Origin of the sequence: Pseudarthrobacter sp. MEB009 (assembly GCF_030208875.1) — a bacterium.
Lineage (GTDB): Bacteria > Actinomycetota > Actinomycetes > Actinomycetales > Micrococcaceae > Arthrobacter.
In genome coordinates, this window is the sequence record NZ_JARVTC010000013.1 from 80,321 (window position 1) to 94,709 (window position 14,389).

The 14,389-nt window shown below is 67.0% G+C and carries 14 protein-coding genes; 2 read left to right on the plus strand and 12 right to left on the minus strand.

The features are described from left to right. Window positions 1-63 precede the first annotated feature (63 nt). From QRN07_RS11585 to QRN07_RS11600, 4 genes are read right to left on the minus strand one after another with little or no spacing between them, the layout of a single operon-like run. The gene (locus QRN07_RS11585) at window positions 64-1,302 is read right to left on the minus strand and encodes a DUF3500 domain-containing protein (protein ID WP_056601502.1); all 1,239 of its coding nucleotides are present in this window, start codon (window positions 1,300-1,302) and stop codon (window positions 64-66) included. Beyond that, a complete protein-coding gene (locus QRN07_RS11590; protein WP_285241087.1) occupies window positions 1,280-3,037 on the minus strand; it encodes an FAD-dependent monooxygenase in 1,758 nt (585 codons plus the stop codon). The genes QRN07_RS11585 and QRN07_RS11590 overlap by 23 nt, the downstream gene beginning before the upstream one ends. Beyond that, complete coding sequence (locus QRN07_RS11595) at window positions 3,037-3,909, minus strand: fumarylacetoacetate hydrolase family protein (RefSeq protein ID WP_285241088.1); 873 nt, start codon at window positions 3,907-3,909, stop codon at window positions 3,037-3,039. The genes QRN07_RS11590 and QRN07_RS11595 overlap by 1 nt, the downstream gene beginning before the upstream one ends. Before the next feature lie 46 nt (window positions 3,910-3,955). Next, a complete protein-coding gene (locus tag QRN07_RS11600; protein WP_285241089.1) occupies window positions 3,956-4,819 on the minus strand; it encodes an alpha/beta hydrolase in 864 nt (287 codons plus the stop codon). A gap of 673 nt (window positions 4,820-5,492) precedes the next feature. On the opposite strand from QRN07_RS11600, the gene QRN07_RS11605 reads away from it, so the two are divergent. Further along, on the plus strand, window positions 5,493-5,948 hold the full coding sequence (locus QRN07_RS11605; protein ID WP_285241090.1) for an ASCH domain-containing protein: 456 nt from the start codon (window positions 5,493-5,495) through the stop codon (window positions 5,946-5,948). A gap of 14 nt (window positions 5,949-5,962) precedes the next feature. Here the strand turns inward: QRN07_RS11605 and QRN07_RS11610 are convergent, their stop codons facing one another. The 3 genes from QRN07_RS11610 to QRN07_RS11620 all read right to left on the minus strand — a co-directional run bounded on the left by QRN07_RS11610 (window position 5,963) and on the right by QRN07_RS11620 (window position 8,012). Next, a complete protein-coding gene (locus QRN07_RS11610; protein ID WP_285241091.1) occupies window positions 5,963-6,700 on the minus strand; it encodes a nucleotidyltransferase domain-containing protein in 738 nt (245 codons plus the stop codon). A 100-nt stretch (window positions 6,701-6,800) separates the two neighbouring features. Continuing rightward, a complete protein-coding gene (locus tag QRN07_RS11615) occupies window positions 6,801-7,283 on the minus strand; it encodes an HIT family protein (RefSeq protein WP_157407555.1) in 483 nt (160 codons plus the stop codon). Window positions 7,284-7,628: 345 nt separating this feature from the next. Further along, on the minus strand, window positions 7,629-8,012 hold the full coding sequence (locus tag QRN07_RS11620) for a hypothetical protein (RefSeq protein ID WP_050684239.1): 384 nt from the start codon (window positions 8,010-8,012) through the stop codon (window positions 7,629-7,631). Between the two features lie 165 nt (window positions 8,013-8,177). Between QRN07_RS11620 and QRN07_RS11625 the strand changes: the two genes are divergently transcribed. After that, window positions 8,178-8,360, plus strand: a complete 183-nt coding sequence (locus QRN07_RS11625; RefSeq protein WP_050684238.1) for a hypothetical protein — start codon at window positions 8,178-8,180, stop codon at window positions 8,358-8,360. A 74-nt stretch (window positions 8,361-8,434) separates the two neighbouring features. Here QRN07_RS11625 and QRN07_RS11630 read toward each other — a convergent pair whose 3' ends face one another. The 5 genes from QRN07_RS11630 to QRN07_RS11650 all read right to left on the minus strand — a co-directional run bounded on the left by QRN07_RS11630 (window position 8,435) and on the right by QRN07_RS11650 (window position 14,382). Beyond that, on the minus strand, window positions 8,435-8,896 hold the full coding sequence (locus QRN07_RS11630) for a LysM peptidoglycan-binding domain-containing protein (RefSeq protein ID WP_285241092.1): 462 nt from the start codon (window positions 8,894-8,896) through the stop codon (window positions 8,435-8,437). A 913-nt stretch (window positions 8,897-9,809) separates the two neighbouring features. Continuing rightward, complete coding sequence (locus QRN07_RS11635; RefSeq protein ID WP_285241093.1) at window positions 9,810-10,808, minus strand: bile acid:sodium symporter family protein; 999 nt, start codon at window positions 10,806-10,808, stop codon at window positions 9,810-9,812. Between the two features lie 120 nt (window positions 10,809-10,928). Then, a complete protein-coding gene (locus tag QRN07_RS11640) occupies window positions 10,929-12,434 on the minus strand; it encodes a glycoside hydrolase family 43 protein (RefSeq protein WP_285241094.1) in 1,506 nt (501 codons plus the stop codon). Continuing rightward, window positions 12,431-13,384, minus strand: a complete 954-nt coding sequence (locus tag QRN07_RS11645; RefSeq protein ID WP_285241095.1) for an alpha/beta hydrolase fold domain-containing protein — start codon at window positions 13,382-13,384, stop codon at window positions 12,431-12,433. The genes QRN07_RS11640 and QRN07_RS11645 overlap by 4 nt, the downstream gene beginning before the upstream one ends. After that, complete coding sequence (locus QRN07_RS11650; RefSeq protein WP_285241096.1) at window positions 13,381-14,382, minus strand: alpha/beta hydrolase; 1,002 nt, start codon at window positions 14,380-14,382, stop codon at window positions 13,381-13,383. Before QRN07_RS11650 ends, QRN07_RS11645 begins: the two co-directional genes overlap by 4 nt. Window positions 14,383-14,389 lie beyond the last annotated feature (7 nt).

Genomic DNA, 14,389 nt, shown 5'->3' on the forward strand with positions numbered 1-14,389 from the left:
ACTGACTCGCAGTTGTTGTCGTTTTGAGCCCCCAAAACGACAACAACTGCGAGTCAGTTGGGTTTAAGGGGTCAGGGCCTGCTTGACCAGCCCGCGGCCGTAGTCGTTTCCGTTGGGGGTCCGGACCACCGTGTGCATGTGGAATGGCGCCGGCTCGTCATTGTCCAGGAACACCCCGGTGTGATGGTCAAGCTCCAGGATTACCACCGGACTCTGCACGCGCAGGTAAAACGCCTCCGCACCCTCCCAGCCGCCGATCCAGCTGAAGAAGGTCTCACTGTAATGACTGCGGATCTCCCGGAGCCGGGCGGCACGCGGCCCGGCCGGCAGGTACACCAGGAAATCCGCCACCAAGGCATCCAGCACTTCGAGGGCTTCGGTGGGCATGGCGGAGACCTTGATCCCCTCGTACGGGATCACCCGGTTGTCCTGGAAGCAGCCGCCAAGGTGCCGCTCGTCGCCGGAGTGGAGCCGGCCCTCAGGCATGGCAGGGTCAACCATGGCCGCATAGACCGTGGCCGCGTCGCGTAGCTCAGCGGGCAAGGCTTCCATCAGCTGCCGGGCCAGCCCGATCCGCTCCTTGAACACCTGGACGCCGCGGTGCGGGCCGGCGTCGATCAGGTCCGGTTCGGCGCCGAGGAACACGGGCGAGATGACCAGCTGCGTGCCTGCCACCAAAGCGTTCACGGCCGCGTGGTGGCCAAAAAGCTGCCACCCCCACGGCTCCGTCCCGGACGGTTCGCCGAAGAGGGAGAAGTTGTAGCTGAACTCGTTCATCAGCAGGGGCAGCTCCACCAGGTCGCCCAGGAAGCCGTTGATCCGCATCAGCCCGCGCACCAACTCGAAGCCTTCCGGGCTGAGCGTGGCTTCCACCAGGGCCAGTGCGGCATCCCGGACGGGGGCGTCCAGTTCGTCCAGCCGGAGCCCGGTATCGTGCTGCATAAACTCGGGGTTGGCCCAGCTCTGCCACTCCACCGCGTCCACGGCGTAGCGGAGCTTCCCGGCCTGCTGATCACTCACCACGGCCAGGAGTTTCCCGGCCGCTGCCACCATCTGCGCGGTGGGCGCCTCTTCGCCGGGCCGGGCGGGGGCCAACGGAAACAGGCCTTCTTGCATCACGCCGTCACTGGTGATCCCGCGGAACGGCCGGGGGTAGAGCTTTTTCCAGCCCTCGATCATGGGCCCGGCGAAGGAATCCCGCGTGGCCGCCTCGGCGTACCCGCGGGCGTCCAGCCCCCTGATGGCCGCCACCCGTGGGTGGTTCGGGGCGTACAGGAAATCACGGAAGGACGGCGTCGACACGGGCACTCCTGGAGTCGTTGGGGGATGTTGCAGCGGCGTCGGCGTTTAAACCGGCCGCGACGGACAGGGCGGCCGCGGCGGCTTCTGCGGCGTTCCCGCGCCAGGCCACGTGCTGGTCGGGCCGGACCAGCACCGCGCCCGCGCCCCAGAGTTCGGCCATGGTGGTCCCGTCGTCGGACGGGCCGACGGCGGCAACGGTCACCGGAATGCCCTGCCGGGCGGCCGCTGCCAGGACCGGGGCGAAAACGTCGGTTTCCGGCACCCCGGCCAAGGTGCCGGCGTCGGCCAGCAAGGTGAAGCCGGTGCCCAGGCTGCTGTACACCGAGGTGGCATCGGCCAGCCAGGTGTGCGGCAGCAGCGCGCCGGGATTGGCGGATGGGACATAGCTGATGGGGTCCTCCGGCGGGATGGGCAGGCCATCCGGGACCACCACCGGCGAGCCCGCGTACGAGTAGCCCAGCACCAGGCCCAGGGAATCAAACTCGCTCTGCTTCACGGCGAGGGCCTGGTGGGCTGCGGCACGGGCGGCATCCCCGGCCGGGCCCGCCGCCGCGAGGGCCGGATCAGCGAAGTGGTACGCCAGGGCCTGACCGTTGGCGGCGGCATCGCTGATGGTCCGGGCAGCAACCGGGCGGCGTTCAGCGCCGTAGCTGGCCAGGAGGCCGGGCCCGGCCCAGCCGTTGATCGAGGCGGCCAGTTTCCAGGCGAGGTTGGCGGCGTCGCCGATGCAGGTGTTGAAGCCGTGGCCGCCCCAGGGCGGGTTCAGGTGGGCGGCGTCGCCCACCAGGAAGATGTTGCCGCGGCTGTAGTCCGGTGCCAGGAGCATCCGGGCCGTCCAGGGGTCGGTGGCCAGGACTTCCACGTCCACTTCGGCGCCGACCAGGGAATGGACCAGTTTTTCCGCGGCGGCGTTGTCCACCGAAACGTCGGGATCCACGCCCTGGACGATGGCCCACCACGTGTTGGCCAGGTCCATGGGACCCACCATGCCCGAGGCGTCCTGCCCCACCACCCAGTAATGGACTGCCGGTTCCAGCGCCACGGCGCCGGCCAGCTGCCTGGAGCGGAACAGGACGCTGATGTTGGACAGCGCCGCGGACCCTCCCGCCAGGCGGATCCCCAGGCTGCGGCGTACTGCGGAGGTGCCGCCGTCGGCCCCGATGACGTAGTTGGCCACGACGGTCCGTTGCTCACCGGCAGGGGTCGCGACCAGCACGGAGTGCGGCGCGTGCGCCCCCTCGACATGCTGCACTGTGAGGCCGTAGGCCAGGGTGATCAGCGGATGCCGGCCGGCTGCGGCGCGCAGGACTTCCTCCAGTGCTGGCTGCGGGATCTGCTGGCCCGCCTCAGGCTGCGGGCCGTACCGCCCGGGGACCAGCTGGAAGGCGTTGCGGAACCGGCGCAGCTCATGGGCGGCGGGCCCGGTGAGGCCGGTGCAGAACGCGACATCCTGGGAGTACCCCACGGGAAGGGGTGCGGCGGCTCGGACGGCGTCCGCCAGGCCCAGGCGGCGCAAGTGCGTCATGGTGCGGGCGTTGGTGGTTTTGGCCCGGGGCCGGGTGTGGTCCACGGCGTCCCGGGGCTCGATCACCAGGCTGGGGATGCCGCGGCCGGCAAGGTCCAGGGCCAGGAAGAGTCCGCTGGGGCCGCCGCCGGAAATGAGGACCTGCACCTCCCCCGGCAGCCCGGCCACGGCGGCCCGGCCGGCCGGGGTGGCAATGGGCGTGTCAGCCATCAGGCACGGCTCCGCAGGGACACGTCGCCCACGGGGGTGGTGAGGGTGCCGAGCTTGTCGATTTCCACTTCGACGGTGTCGCCGGGCTGGAGCAGCCACTGCGGTGTGCGGGCATAGCCCACACCCTCCGGCGTTCCGGTGGCTATGACATCGCCCGGATGCAGGGTGAACGTTTGGCTGATCAGGGCGATGATGGCCGGCACGGAGAAGATCATGTCCCGGGTGTTGCCGTTCTGGGCCTCCACACCGTTGACGCGGGTGCGGACCTGGAGGCCGTCCCGCAGGTCGCCCACCTCATCGCGGCTCACCAGTGGGCCCAGCGGGCCGCTGAAGTCGCCGTTTTTGCCAAGGGTCCACTGTGAGGTGAGCTTCTGGGCGGTCCGGGAGGTGATGTCGTTGAAGGTGGAGTAGCCGAAAACGGCGCCGGCAGCTGTTTCCTCGTCCACGGACTCCACCCGCTGGCCGATGTACGCCGCGACTTCACCCTCCCAGTCCAGGCCTGCTTCGCCGGTGGGGACCGGGACAGGGACGTTGCCCACGGACAGGGAAGCCGTCCAGCGCCCGAACAGGGTGGGATACGGCGGCAGGTCCTGGTTCTTGTAGCTGCCCTCGGCGACATGGGCTTTGTAGTTCAGGCCCACGCAGATGACCCTGGCAGAGGCCGGGACCAGAGGCACTTCGGTGACGCCTGCGCGCTCAAGGAAAGTGCCGCCGTCGGCCGCTTCCGTGTCCGTCACCAGGGAGGCGGCCGTGTCCTGCCAACCCGTGGGGTCGGCCCAGAAGTCGGCCACCGGGGCAAGGGGAAGGACGCGGGCGCCGGCCAGGGCCGCGGCCCAGGGCGTGCCGAGGTGGGTGATGCCGATGAAATGCATGGGGGGCCTTTCAGGTGTGGCCGGGCGGGGCGCCGGCCGTGCTGGTTCAGTGGTGGGTCGCCTGGCGGCGGAAAAAGTCAACGGTGGCGGCGGTGGCCTGGGCGGCTGCGGCGGTGGATCCGTCGGGTCCGCCCCACATGTGGTCGGCCCCGTCGATCAGGAGGAGTTCGACGGCGGCGCCCGCGGCTTCCAGCGCTTCGGCGAGGCTGGCGGACTGGGCGGCCGGAACGAACCTGTCGGCGGTTCCGTGGGCCAGGAAAAACGGCGGGGCGTCGCGATGGACGTAGCTGAGCGGGCTGGCTGCAGCGGCTTTCTCCGGCGCGTCGGCGGGTTGGGCGCCGAGCAGGAGCGCCTCGCGGGAGCCTGGATCGTCGGCACTGGCCACGGCGTCAGGCAGGGCCTGGCTGCCCATCTTCACCAAATCGGTGGGCGGGTACCACGCGGCGACGGCAGCGACCCGGTCTGCAGCGGTGATGTTGGCGTCCGCAGTGAGCGCGACGAGGCTCGCCAGGTGCCCGCCGGCGGAGTCACCCCAGGCGTAGATCCGGTCCGGGTCCACACCATAGGCGGCGGCGTTGGTCCGCAGCCAGCCAACGGCGGCTTTGGCGTCCTGCAGCTGGGCGGGGAAGACGGCGGTTCCGCTGAGGCGGTAGTCCGCGGAGGCCACCACAAAACCGGCCGCCACCAGGGCACCGATCGGGTTGATGCCGGTGCCGTCCACTGACGGGCCCAGGGAGGACCGTTCGCCGGTCCGCCAACCCCCGCCGTGGAAGTGGACGATGGCAGGGCTGCTGCCGCCGATCTGCGCCTCCGCCGGAAGGTGAAGGTCCAGCAGCAGCGGCGCCGCCCCCTCGGGACGGGCAAACTCAAGGCCCTTGATGACCCGGCCTACCGTCGTCGTCGACTCCATGTGTGTACCGCGCCGTCCTGTCCTGCGGGCCCTGTGTTGCGGGCCACGTCCTGACTCAACTTTGCGGCATCAGCGCCTTGCCGGCGCCCGTTGGTTTCACTCAATGAAAGAGGTTGTCCGGACCGGGTCTTCACGGTTGGGTAAAGGCCCTGCCCCCGGCCCGACCATCGGGCGGCGGCCAAACATTTTCTCCTGTCACCTAAAAAGGGCGCGAGCCTCTAATCACTCTGGTTCCGCCGCCAATGTGACTTTCAGCAGTAAATGGCGGCGTTTTCACCGCGCTGTTTGGCGCATCGGGCAGCCCGCAAGGGGATCTGTACCGGGCGTCCAGAATTCCTGTAAATGCTTCTATCCATCCGCTCCTCAGGACCGCGCCTGTTAGCGTGATCAGTTGTGGAACCACTTGAACCTGAGCGCCGTGTCATCGATGCCGCAGAGGCCTTAGCGCGAACCCTCGGGGCGAGCGACAATCACACCGTCGCCGCGGTCACGATGGATATTGACGGAAACATTCATCAGGCAGTCAACGTCTACCACTTCAACGGTGGCCCGTGCGCCGAGCTGGTCGCCCTGGGCGTTGCGGCAACCGCAGGGGCGAAGCAACTGCTCACGATAGCAGCGGCTGGCGACAGGGGGCGCGGTCTTATCCCCCCCGTGCGGACGATGCCGGCAGGTGCTCCTCGATCACCATCCCGACATACTGGTCGCAGTACCGGCAGAATCCGGTCCGGTCGTCCGGCCGGTTCGCAAACTCCTGCCGGACACGTACTTCTTCCCAGATGCTAATGAGCGACGAATTGTTCGATTCAACAAGCGGTATCACGACGCCGTGATGTCAGGCGAGAAGACCACAACCATCCGCTGGGATGACCCGATCACGGTGGGACCTGCGACATTCGTCTTCGAGGACCACCCTGATTTTGCCCACGCTGAGGGCGAGGTTCTCTCAGTGGAGCGGATCCGTTTGATCGACCTCGATGCGGATCACGCTGCCGGCCTCCGGTCGCACTATCCAACCATGCCCCAAGACGCCGAGCTGTCGCGTGTGACCTTTCGCCTCAGCACGTCCTGGCTCCAAGGCAATTGTGCGCCCCTGGCCGGCATCCATGTGGATTGGCAGCGAGGATGATTTGGGGAGTCTCGTCAGAGGGCGCCTCGAACAAAGCCTTCTTGGAGGTACCCACCTGATATGCCGAGTACCTCCTTTGCGAGAGCTATGAGATTCTTTGGGTCGCGGTTCGGGTCCCTCGCCCATGCCAGCAGGCGGACCGCCAAGTGATGGTCACTCTGGGCGAGCCTGCGAATGACCCATTTACCGGCGCCGAGCCAGTTCCCGTTCTCGAGGAGCAACAGATCGGCCGCCTCGCGGAGCACCTCTGCAGTCAGTATGAGATCTTCCGCTGCCGACTCGCTGCCTTCGAGGTCGTCTACAAGAGCGCTGAGGTTGTAGCGACGGGAATCTCGTTCTTGGTCTGTGAGCGGTTCAGGCCCTCGGGCCATTTCAGCTTGAGCTCCCTCTTGCCAAGCAGCACCGCTTCCGTCGTCTGTTAGAAGCAGTCCCTTCGCGCATATCGCTGCTATCACCGGTCTACGATCCTGGGCTTCCTTGCGGTACCAGAACTGGAGGCTCTCCGGTGTATGTACGAAGGTTTCTACCAGCCAGCCCCGGTACCGGGTGGTCTGGGCGTAGTTGGAGTGACCGGTCGGATACAGCAGTGCGATGTCGAGATCCGAGGTCGACGTTGCTGTTCCCGCCGCAGCGCTTCCGCCGAGAATCGAGGCACATGCTTCAGGATGGTTTTCCTCCACGAAGGCTCGGGCGACGTTACAGATGTTCTTTTGGTCCACATGTCCAGAGTCACGGGCGAGAGGCATGTCCATAGCTCCAGTGTTTCAGCCCGGCCGCATGACGGCTGTCCAGGTGGCACAAACCAGCATGGGACTGGACCTTTCCCGTGGACAATCCTTCAGCAGCAAGCGGTTACTCCTCGTAGCCGCTTGCTCGGCGCAATTCCCCTGTTAGAGCGCGGGAATCAGCTGTCTGTCCAACCGCCTCCGGCTGGCTCGGAACCTGACCCCAAGGGCGGACGAGACCGTCTCCTTGATATCGAGGAATGAGGTGCACATGCAGGTGGGAAACGTCCTGCCAGGCCGCCTCGCCGCTGCTCTGAATCAGGGTCATTCCTTGGGGATTCAGCTGTCGCTTGAGGATGCTGGCAACGCTCCAGACGCCTCGCATTGTGGCTGAAAATTCATCACCTCCCACATCGAACACGTTGGCCGCGTGTATGCGGGGCACGACCAGGGTGTGTCCTTGAGTCGCTGGAGCGATATCGAGAAAAGCCACCACATCATTGTCGGCAAAGAAAATTTGGTCTCCAGGATCGCGCTCAACGATGCCGCAGAACAGACAGTTTTCCCGGTCGGATTCTTGAACCTCTAGTCCCATGTTCCATGTGTACACGACTGGACTGTGGGCCGTAAGCCGGGGAATCAACGCACGCTCCGGCGTCCGTTCAGGGATCCTTACCGGACGCTGCTGTCATCGTGCGGCCCAATTGAACAATTCAAGCAAACCGGTATTACCCCCATCTCTCACTCGATTGACAACAGCTCACGATTAGCCAGCGTTGGGGACGCGCCAAGCAAGCAGATGCGGGTGCTACTTCCGGTTTTTGTAATGTGCCATCGTTGCGTAGATCATTCCGACCACACCAATAACCATAAAAATGCCTACTGCAGGTTCCACTCCTTCTCATTTCAACGTACGAGCAATGGGCGTCTTACCGGGCCCATGGACGCGAAAGTGTCACTTGCCGGCCAGCGAAACAGCTTGCCCAAGGTTTAGCCGGAAGAACGCGGTCTCCTTACCCAACGCGTAGGCGACTGCCGATGCAGGGATCGGCAGGAGAGCGAGCCCCTGCCAGGGGTCGGGCAGCAGGAGAAGTACCGCCGTTCCGGTCAAGATCGAAGCGTAGATCGGCCAGTGCGGCCCGCGAACGCCCGTGAAGAATCCGATGGTGCCCCCGATCAGGAGAGCAGCTCCTACGACCAACACTGCAGGCGGAAGCACACCAAGCGGTAGGGAGGAGATGAGAAAGACAAGCAACCCGGCGAAAAGCACGGCGGGAATCGATATGCGGACCCCGAAATCCCGGACGATCCGCCGTCGGTCCTGAATATTTTCGTCCACAATGCCCCCTTTTTTGTCCTCTACCTAGGTTACCGAGCAGGCAGCGAGGCCTCGGTTGCCGCTTTCCAAATGCAGGTGAGGAGATTCTTCAACGGGCACTCACCTGGTTGCTTTGACGCTACTGTCAGCCCGCTTGTCGCTAAGCTAATTCTGGTCTGAACGAATGTGAACATCCTTGGGGGGAAAATTATGGATGCTGGTCCGCTGAATCTCGTTATCCTCTCGGCGGTGGTTGCAGCCGTCTTTTTCTATGTTCTCTACCTCGTGATTAGAACGGCTGTTCGTGACGGCATCCTCAGCGCCGATGAGAGAAGGGCCGCTGATATGAGGGACCCCGAGCCCCAGTAGCTGCTTACTGCGCGGCGCCCGCGTTACCCCGATTTGGACGCTTCCCCAGGGCGCCCACTGCAAACGGGCGAACGTCAGGGGCCGGGTTTGTTAATGGGCTTGTCCAGCGCCACGCTGATGGTCTGCCCGGGCGCAAGTTCGCCGTTGGGCAGGTCTGAGAAGTCATACCAGGCCCCGGCGGTGCCTGTGCTGGGACGATTGGCCGAGCGCAGGTCAGTCACGCCGAAGCGGAACGAAACTTGGCGTTCGATGTCTCCCGGCGCGGTGGTGTATGTCAGTGGAATGCCCTGGGCGTCAGCGGTGGACGTCCCCTGAGCGCCCTCGATCTTCAGTTCGCCGGGTATCAAGCGAAGCTTCGTACCGGCAGGGATGGGCTGATCCACGGACAGCGAGCGGTTGTACATCAGGATCTGTGCCGTGGTTGAGCGAAACTTGTAGCCCAGGCTGTCGAATGAGTCACCGTCTGCCGTGGTGTAGAAGACCGTTTGGCCGAACGAGTTGGTGACCCCTGTACCGGCCCCTGAGCGGCTGTCCACGGGATTCTTCTGCAGCTGGATGACCTTGCCGGCCTGGATGAAAAAGACGTTCCCCTTTTCGTAGGGAACGGGACCTTGTTCGCTTCCGCCAACTGCTCAGCGGTCAGATTGAACCTGTAGGTGATGCCCGCCAAGCTGTCTTCGGGCTCTATCGTGTATCCCGTTGGAATGCCGTTTGCGTCAATCGTGGCAGTGCCCTGGGCGCCCGGCATGGGACCGGCCGGAATTAGCCGGAGCCGTGTCCCCGGAGCGAGGGGAGTTCCGGGCTGGAGTCCGTTGAACCCGGCGACCTTCGCCTCGGATAGCCCGTACGTCTTCGCCACCGCCGCGAGGGTATCGCCTGGCACGGTGGTGTAGAAGTCCGCGTTGCCAAACGAGTCCCGCACGGTTTCTCCACCCAGGGCAGGCGTAGCGGCGGAAGACGCAACTGCAGCGTTCGTGGCCCGGACGGTGGCCGGCTCCTCCTGGGTTGGCGCGCCCGCGTAAGTGCATCCCGCCAGCCCCAGCAGCAGCCCAAAAAGCAGCGCTGGCGGAACCAGGCGCAGGCCTGTCCACGTTGTTGATCTACTAACAGTTCCCACGATGGTTATGCCCCCATAGCAGAGTCAAGGGCCCCCAGCGGACCAAAATCGAGCCTAACGGATGAACAGTGAGCCGCGCCGGTAGCGGCCCTTCACGGGGAGCTGCTCTCGCCAGCCTTCGTTCTGGGCCAGGGCGTGTTTCCAGGCGTCTTTATGGCGGATGACATAGTCAGCCCCAGCGCGCCAATGCTCTCCGTGTCCACTGACGAACATCTCTGCCCGCGGTTGGCCTGCCACCACATGGTCAGGGCACAACCCTCGCCCCCACCCTGGAGTTATCCTTCCCGCAGCGTCGGCACCGCCTGCGCAGGCCGCCGTCGTCCGCTGTTGCGTCAGGCCTGCGGGTCCGGCAGCGGACGCCGCGCCAGCCAGGCAGCCACAACGGCGCCGGAAACGTTGTGCCACAGCGAGAAGACGGCGGATGGCAGGGCGGCCAGGGCGCCGAAATGGGCGGTGGCAAGCGTGGCGGCGAGGCCGGAGTTCTGCATCCCCACCTCGAACGCCAGGGCGCGGCGGGCCCGCGCATCGAGCCTGCCCACCTTGCCGGCGAGGTAGCCCAGCCCCAGTCCGAAGCCGTTATGCAGCACCACAGCAAGGAATACGATCCCGCCCGCGGCCACGATCTTGTCCGCGCTGCCCGCCACCACAATGGCAACAATCAGTGAAATTACGACGGCGGACGCCCAGGGCAGTGCGGGGAGGACCTTCGCCACGGCTTCCCTGAGCAGCAGCCGGGCCAGCAGCCCGGCGACCACCGGCAGCAGCACTGTCTTCAGGATATCCAGGACCATGCTGCCGGCATCGATCTGGAGGTAGGAGCCGGCCAGGAACAAGACCAGCAGCGGGGTGACGATCGGGGCGATGAGGGTGGACACCGACGCCACGGCCACGGAAAGCGCCACATCGCCCTTGGCAAGGAAAGCCATCACATTCGACGCGGTGCCGGACGGTGCGCAGCCCACCAGGATCAGGCCCACCGCCAGTTCGGGGCTCAGGTTCAGGGCCGTGGCAATCAGCCAGCCGGCACCCGGCATGATCACGTAGTGGGCCACGATCCCCAGCGCCACGGCCCAGGGGCGGCGGATCACCGCAGCGAAGTCCGGCGGCGTCAGGGTGAGGCCCATGCAGAACATGATGATGCCCAGCAGGTACGGGACACTGGGCGCCATGGGCTTGAAGGCCCCCGGGACAAAAAACCCGGCCAGGCCGGCGGCCACCACCAGGAGGGGGAACACGGTGACCGCGATCCTGGCGATTTTGGCTTCGGCCGCCAACGCGGGGTTCAGGGGTCCCTCTTCGGGCCGGGACGGGGATTTAGTTGCCTCAAGCATCAAATTATGGTGCCACTGCCGGGCACCGGCCGCCAGTTCATGACGGCATCCGGTCACGAAGCATGCCACCGGCTGCCTGCCTGCAGGCCGCGGGCACCCCACCGCCTGCAGTCCAGTGGATCAGGTGCCGGGCGCAGCAGCCGCGGACAGATACTCGAACCGGTCAAGAACCGCCGGCCCGCCCAGCGCGGACACACCAATGACCCTGCCCGTGAAGCCGCCGGCCACCTCCGTGGAAAGATAGCGGCCATCCAGCCGGGCCAGCTCCGTGAAGTGCCCCGCCTGCCGGAAGCCGAGGACCACCTCGTCGGGTCCGACGTTTTGGCCGGGCTGCCCGGCCTGGGCGGGCGGCGCGGAGCTTATCTCCAACTGCAGGGCTTCACCCGGGCGGGGGGCCGCGGTCGCGAGTTCCTGCGTGAGGGGCCCGATCCGGGCGACGGCCTGCACCAGGCCCTGCCCCAGCCGGACCGCGTACCAGTGCCTGCTGTCGATCCGCAGCACCAGTTCGGCGCCGGCATCAACGGCACGGAACGCGGCCCGGCAGGTCCAGTCCGCATCCCGGAGGCGGGTTGCCAGCAGTCGCGGGCTGTCCGGCCCGCCGGCAGCCAACTCCAGGCCGCCGTCCGCCGCCGGGCGGGATATGAATGATGCCGGTTCGTCGCCCGGTGATACCCAGCGCGGGTGCAGTTCCGGTGCGGCGAAGTCCTCCACAAACGAATGGTCCGACGCCGGAACCTGGTAGCCGGCCTGGTCGAAACCGGGCCAACCGTCCTGCCAGGTGACGCCGGAAAGGAACGTTTCCCGGCCCAGGACGTGGTATCCCGGGCTGGACCCGCCGGTCCGGACGCCCAGGTACACCGCAGCCCAGGTCCCGTCCGGCTTTTGCACAAGGTCCGCATGCCCGGTGTTCTGCACCGGGGTGTCAAGGCTGCGGTGGCTCAGGATGGGGTTGCCGGGACAGGCTTCGAACGGCCCGGCAGGTGAGGTACTGCGGCTGATGGACACCGCGTGGCCCCGCTCGGTGCCGCCTTCGGCCAGCATCAGGTACCACCAGTCCCCCACCTGGTAGAGGTGCGGACCTTCGGGGAACGCCAGCCCGGTGCCCTGCCAGACCTTCCGGGGAGCTTCGAGCAGGTGCCCGCCGGCAGTGTCGAGGCGGGCCTGGACGATGCCCGACGCTTCGGGACCCGGGCCAAAACCCACCCAGGTGAGGTAGCAGTTTCCCGCCTGGTCCCAGGCGATGTCCGGGTCGATCCCCAGCGTCCCGGCAATCTGGACAGGCTCGCTCCAGGGCCCTGCCGGGTCTGTGGCACGGAACAGCAGGTGGCCGCCGCCGAAGTCGCTCATGTTTGTGGTGATGAACCAAAACTGCCCGTTGTGGTGGCGGAGCGTTGAACCGAAGATCCCGCCGGACCCACGGCGGTCACCCGCGGGGAACTGGGTGCGGCGGGTCAGGATGTTGCCCACCTGCTCCCACGCCACGAGGTCACGGCTGTGGAAGACAGGCGCCCCGGGAAAGTATTCGAAGCTTGAGGAGGCCAGGTAGTAGTCCCCGCCCACCCGGCAGACGGTGGGGTCGGGAAAGAACCCCGGGATCACGGGGGTGCCGGCCGCGGACTGGCTCACGCTGCGCCCGCCAGGGCCAGTTCCGCAGCCAGGAAATCCAGCGCCGGTCTACCTTCGGGGAGACCTGCCGCATGGTTGAGGTGGCCATGGACGGCGCCGCGGGCCAGGAAGTAGGAAACTGGAACGCCTGCCTGTTCCAAGGCGGCGGCAAACACCTCGGCGGAGCCGCGGGCGTCGTCAAACTCGCAGGCAAGCAGCGCGGTGGGTGGAAGTCCCGCGGGGTCCGCGTAGCCGGGCATCGCGTAGGACGGTGCCATGCTCACCGGTCCGCCCACGTAGTTCTCGGCGGTCCGGATGCAGTCCTCCAGGGTGAACCGCAGTTGGCGCGGCAGCCCGGCCATCACGTCCGCGGCCAGCCCGCCGGCCGGGGCGGGCAGGTCCGGATGCAGGAAGGGGTACGCGAGCAGGAGCTTGGCGGGCAGCGGTTTGCCTGCATCCACCAGGTACAGCGCAGCCCCGACCGCCAGGTTGCCACCGGCGCCGGCGCCGCCCAGGCATAGGAGTCCGGGGTCCAGACCCAGGCTTTCGGCGTTCCGGCGCGCCCAGAACCAGCCGGCCAGGGCGTCATCATGGGGGACGGGGAAGCACACACCATCGCGCGCCAGCCGGTAATCCACTGACAGCACCGGGGTGCCGGCCGCCGCTAAAACCCGGGCGAGGTAGTCGGATTCCGGCATGTCCACGGTGCCGCTGACGAACCCGCCGCCGTGCAGCCACACCAGCCCGGCGGCGCCGGAGCCGGCAGGATGGCCGTAGATCCGGATGTTGACGGGGCCGTGCCTGCCCTCGGCGGTGACGGTGCGGATGGGGACGTCCGGCCCTGCCAGCCGGAGCGCGCCGGAGTCCAGGACCAGGGGGCCGGCCGGCGAGGCCAGGTATTGGGCGAAGCCTGCATCGGGCGCCGGGCCGGTGTCAGGCTCCGGTTGACGCGACGGCTCAGGCACCGTCACTGCCGGCCGAGCTTCCGGGAGAAGTAGGACACCGCGGTGGCCAGGATGGCGTCCAACTGGTCCTCGGCGCCGAAGAAGCAGTGGTCACCACCCTGGACCGTGACCACCTCGTGCTCCACCCCGGCGCCGGCGAGCGCAGCCGCCAGGAGGTCCGTCTGGGAATGCGGCACCAGGCCGTCACTGTCGCCGTGGACCAGCAGGAACGGCGCTGAATCCGCGGTCACGTAGCTGACCGGGCTGGCAGCGGCCAGCAGTGCCGGGTCGGCGGAGCCCCCCACCAGCATCTGTTCGGGCTGCAGGGACATGCCCGGCGGCACGGCAGCGGTCAGGGCCGCCGGGAACATTCCGGCCGGCATGTGCATGGGCGGGATGTCCACCAGCGAGGAGACGCCGTAGAAATCGACGACGGCGTGCACGGCGCTTGAGTGCCCCTGCGCACCAAGGCCGCCGTGCAGGTCCTCCCGGTCGCCGGTGAGGCCCAGCAGCGCCACCAGGTGCCCACCGGCGGATTCGCCCCAGGCGCCGAACCGGCCGGGATCCACCCCCAGGTCCCCGGCGAAGGCGCGGAGGTACCGGACGGCGGCTTTGAGGTCGTGGAGCTGGGCAGGGAACGGTGCTTCGAGGCTGTGCCGGTAGTCCACCGTGGCGCAGGCGATGCCTGCCTCGTTGAGCAGCCGGAACACCGAGTCCGGGGCGAACGTGGGTGGCAGTTCCCGCCGGTCCCCCAGCTGGAAGGCGCCGCCGTGCACCCACAGCACCAGCGGTACGGGGCCGGTGGCGTGCCGGGGCAGCCAGATGTCCATTTTCAGGGGCCGGAAACCGAGGATGCGGGCGTAGGTCACTTCGCTGTGCACCGCGGAAACGTCCGACACCTCCACCGGGATTCCGGGGGCGTCAAAGACGGGGAACGGCGGGACCGGCGCCCCGCCGGGGCGGGCCGGGTCATTCAGGGCCGGGTCGTTCAAGGCCGGGTCAACAGTCGTGTCGCTGCGGGTCATGGGGTGC

Coding starts and splice junctions, on each gene's coding strand:
- QRN07_RS11595 (WP_285241088.1), bottom strand. CDS start 3,909: ATGCATTTCATCGGCATCACCCACCTCGGCACGCCCTGGGCCGCGGCC.
- QRN07_RS11610 (WP_285241091.1), bottom strand. CDS start 6,700: ATGGACATGCCTCTCGCCCGTGACTCTGGACATGTGGACCAAAAGAAC.
- QRN07_RS11635 (WP_285241093.1), bottom strand. CDS start 10,808: ATGCTTGAGGCAACTAAATCCCCGTCCCGGCCCGAAGAGGGACCCCTG.
- QRN07_RS11600 (WP_285241089.1), bottom strand. CDS start 4,819: ATGGAGTCGACGACGACGGTAGGCCGGGTCATCAAGGGCCTTGAGTTT.
- QRN07_RS11650 (WP_285241096.1), bottom strand. CDS start 14,382: ATGACCCGCAGCGACACGACTGTTGACCCGGCCTTGAACGACCCGGCC.
- QRN07_RS11590 (WP_285241087.1), bottom strand. CDS start 3,037: ATGGCTGACACGCCCATTGCCACCCCGGCCGGCCGGGCCGCCGTGGCC.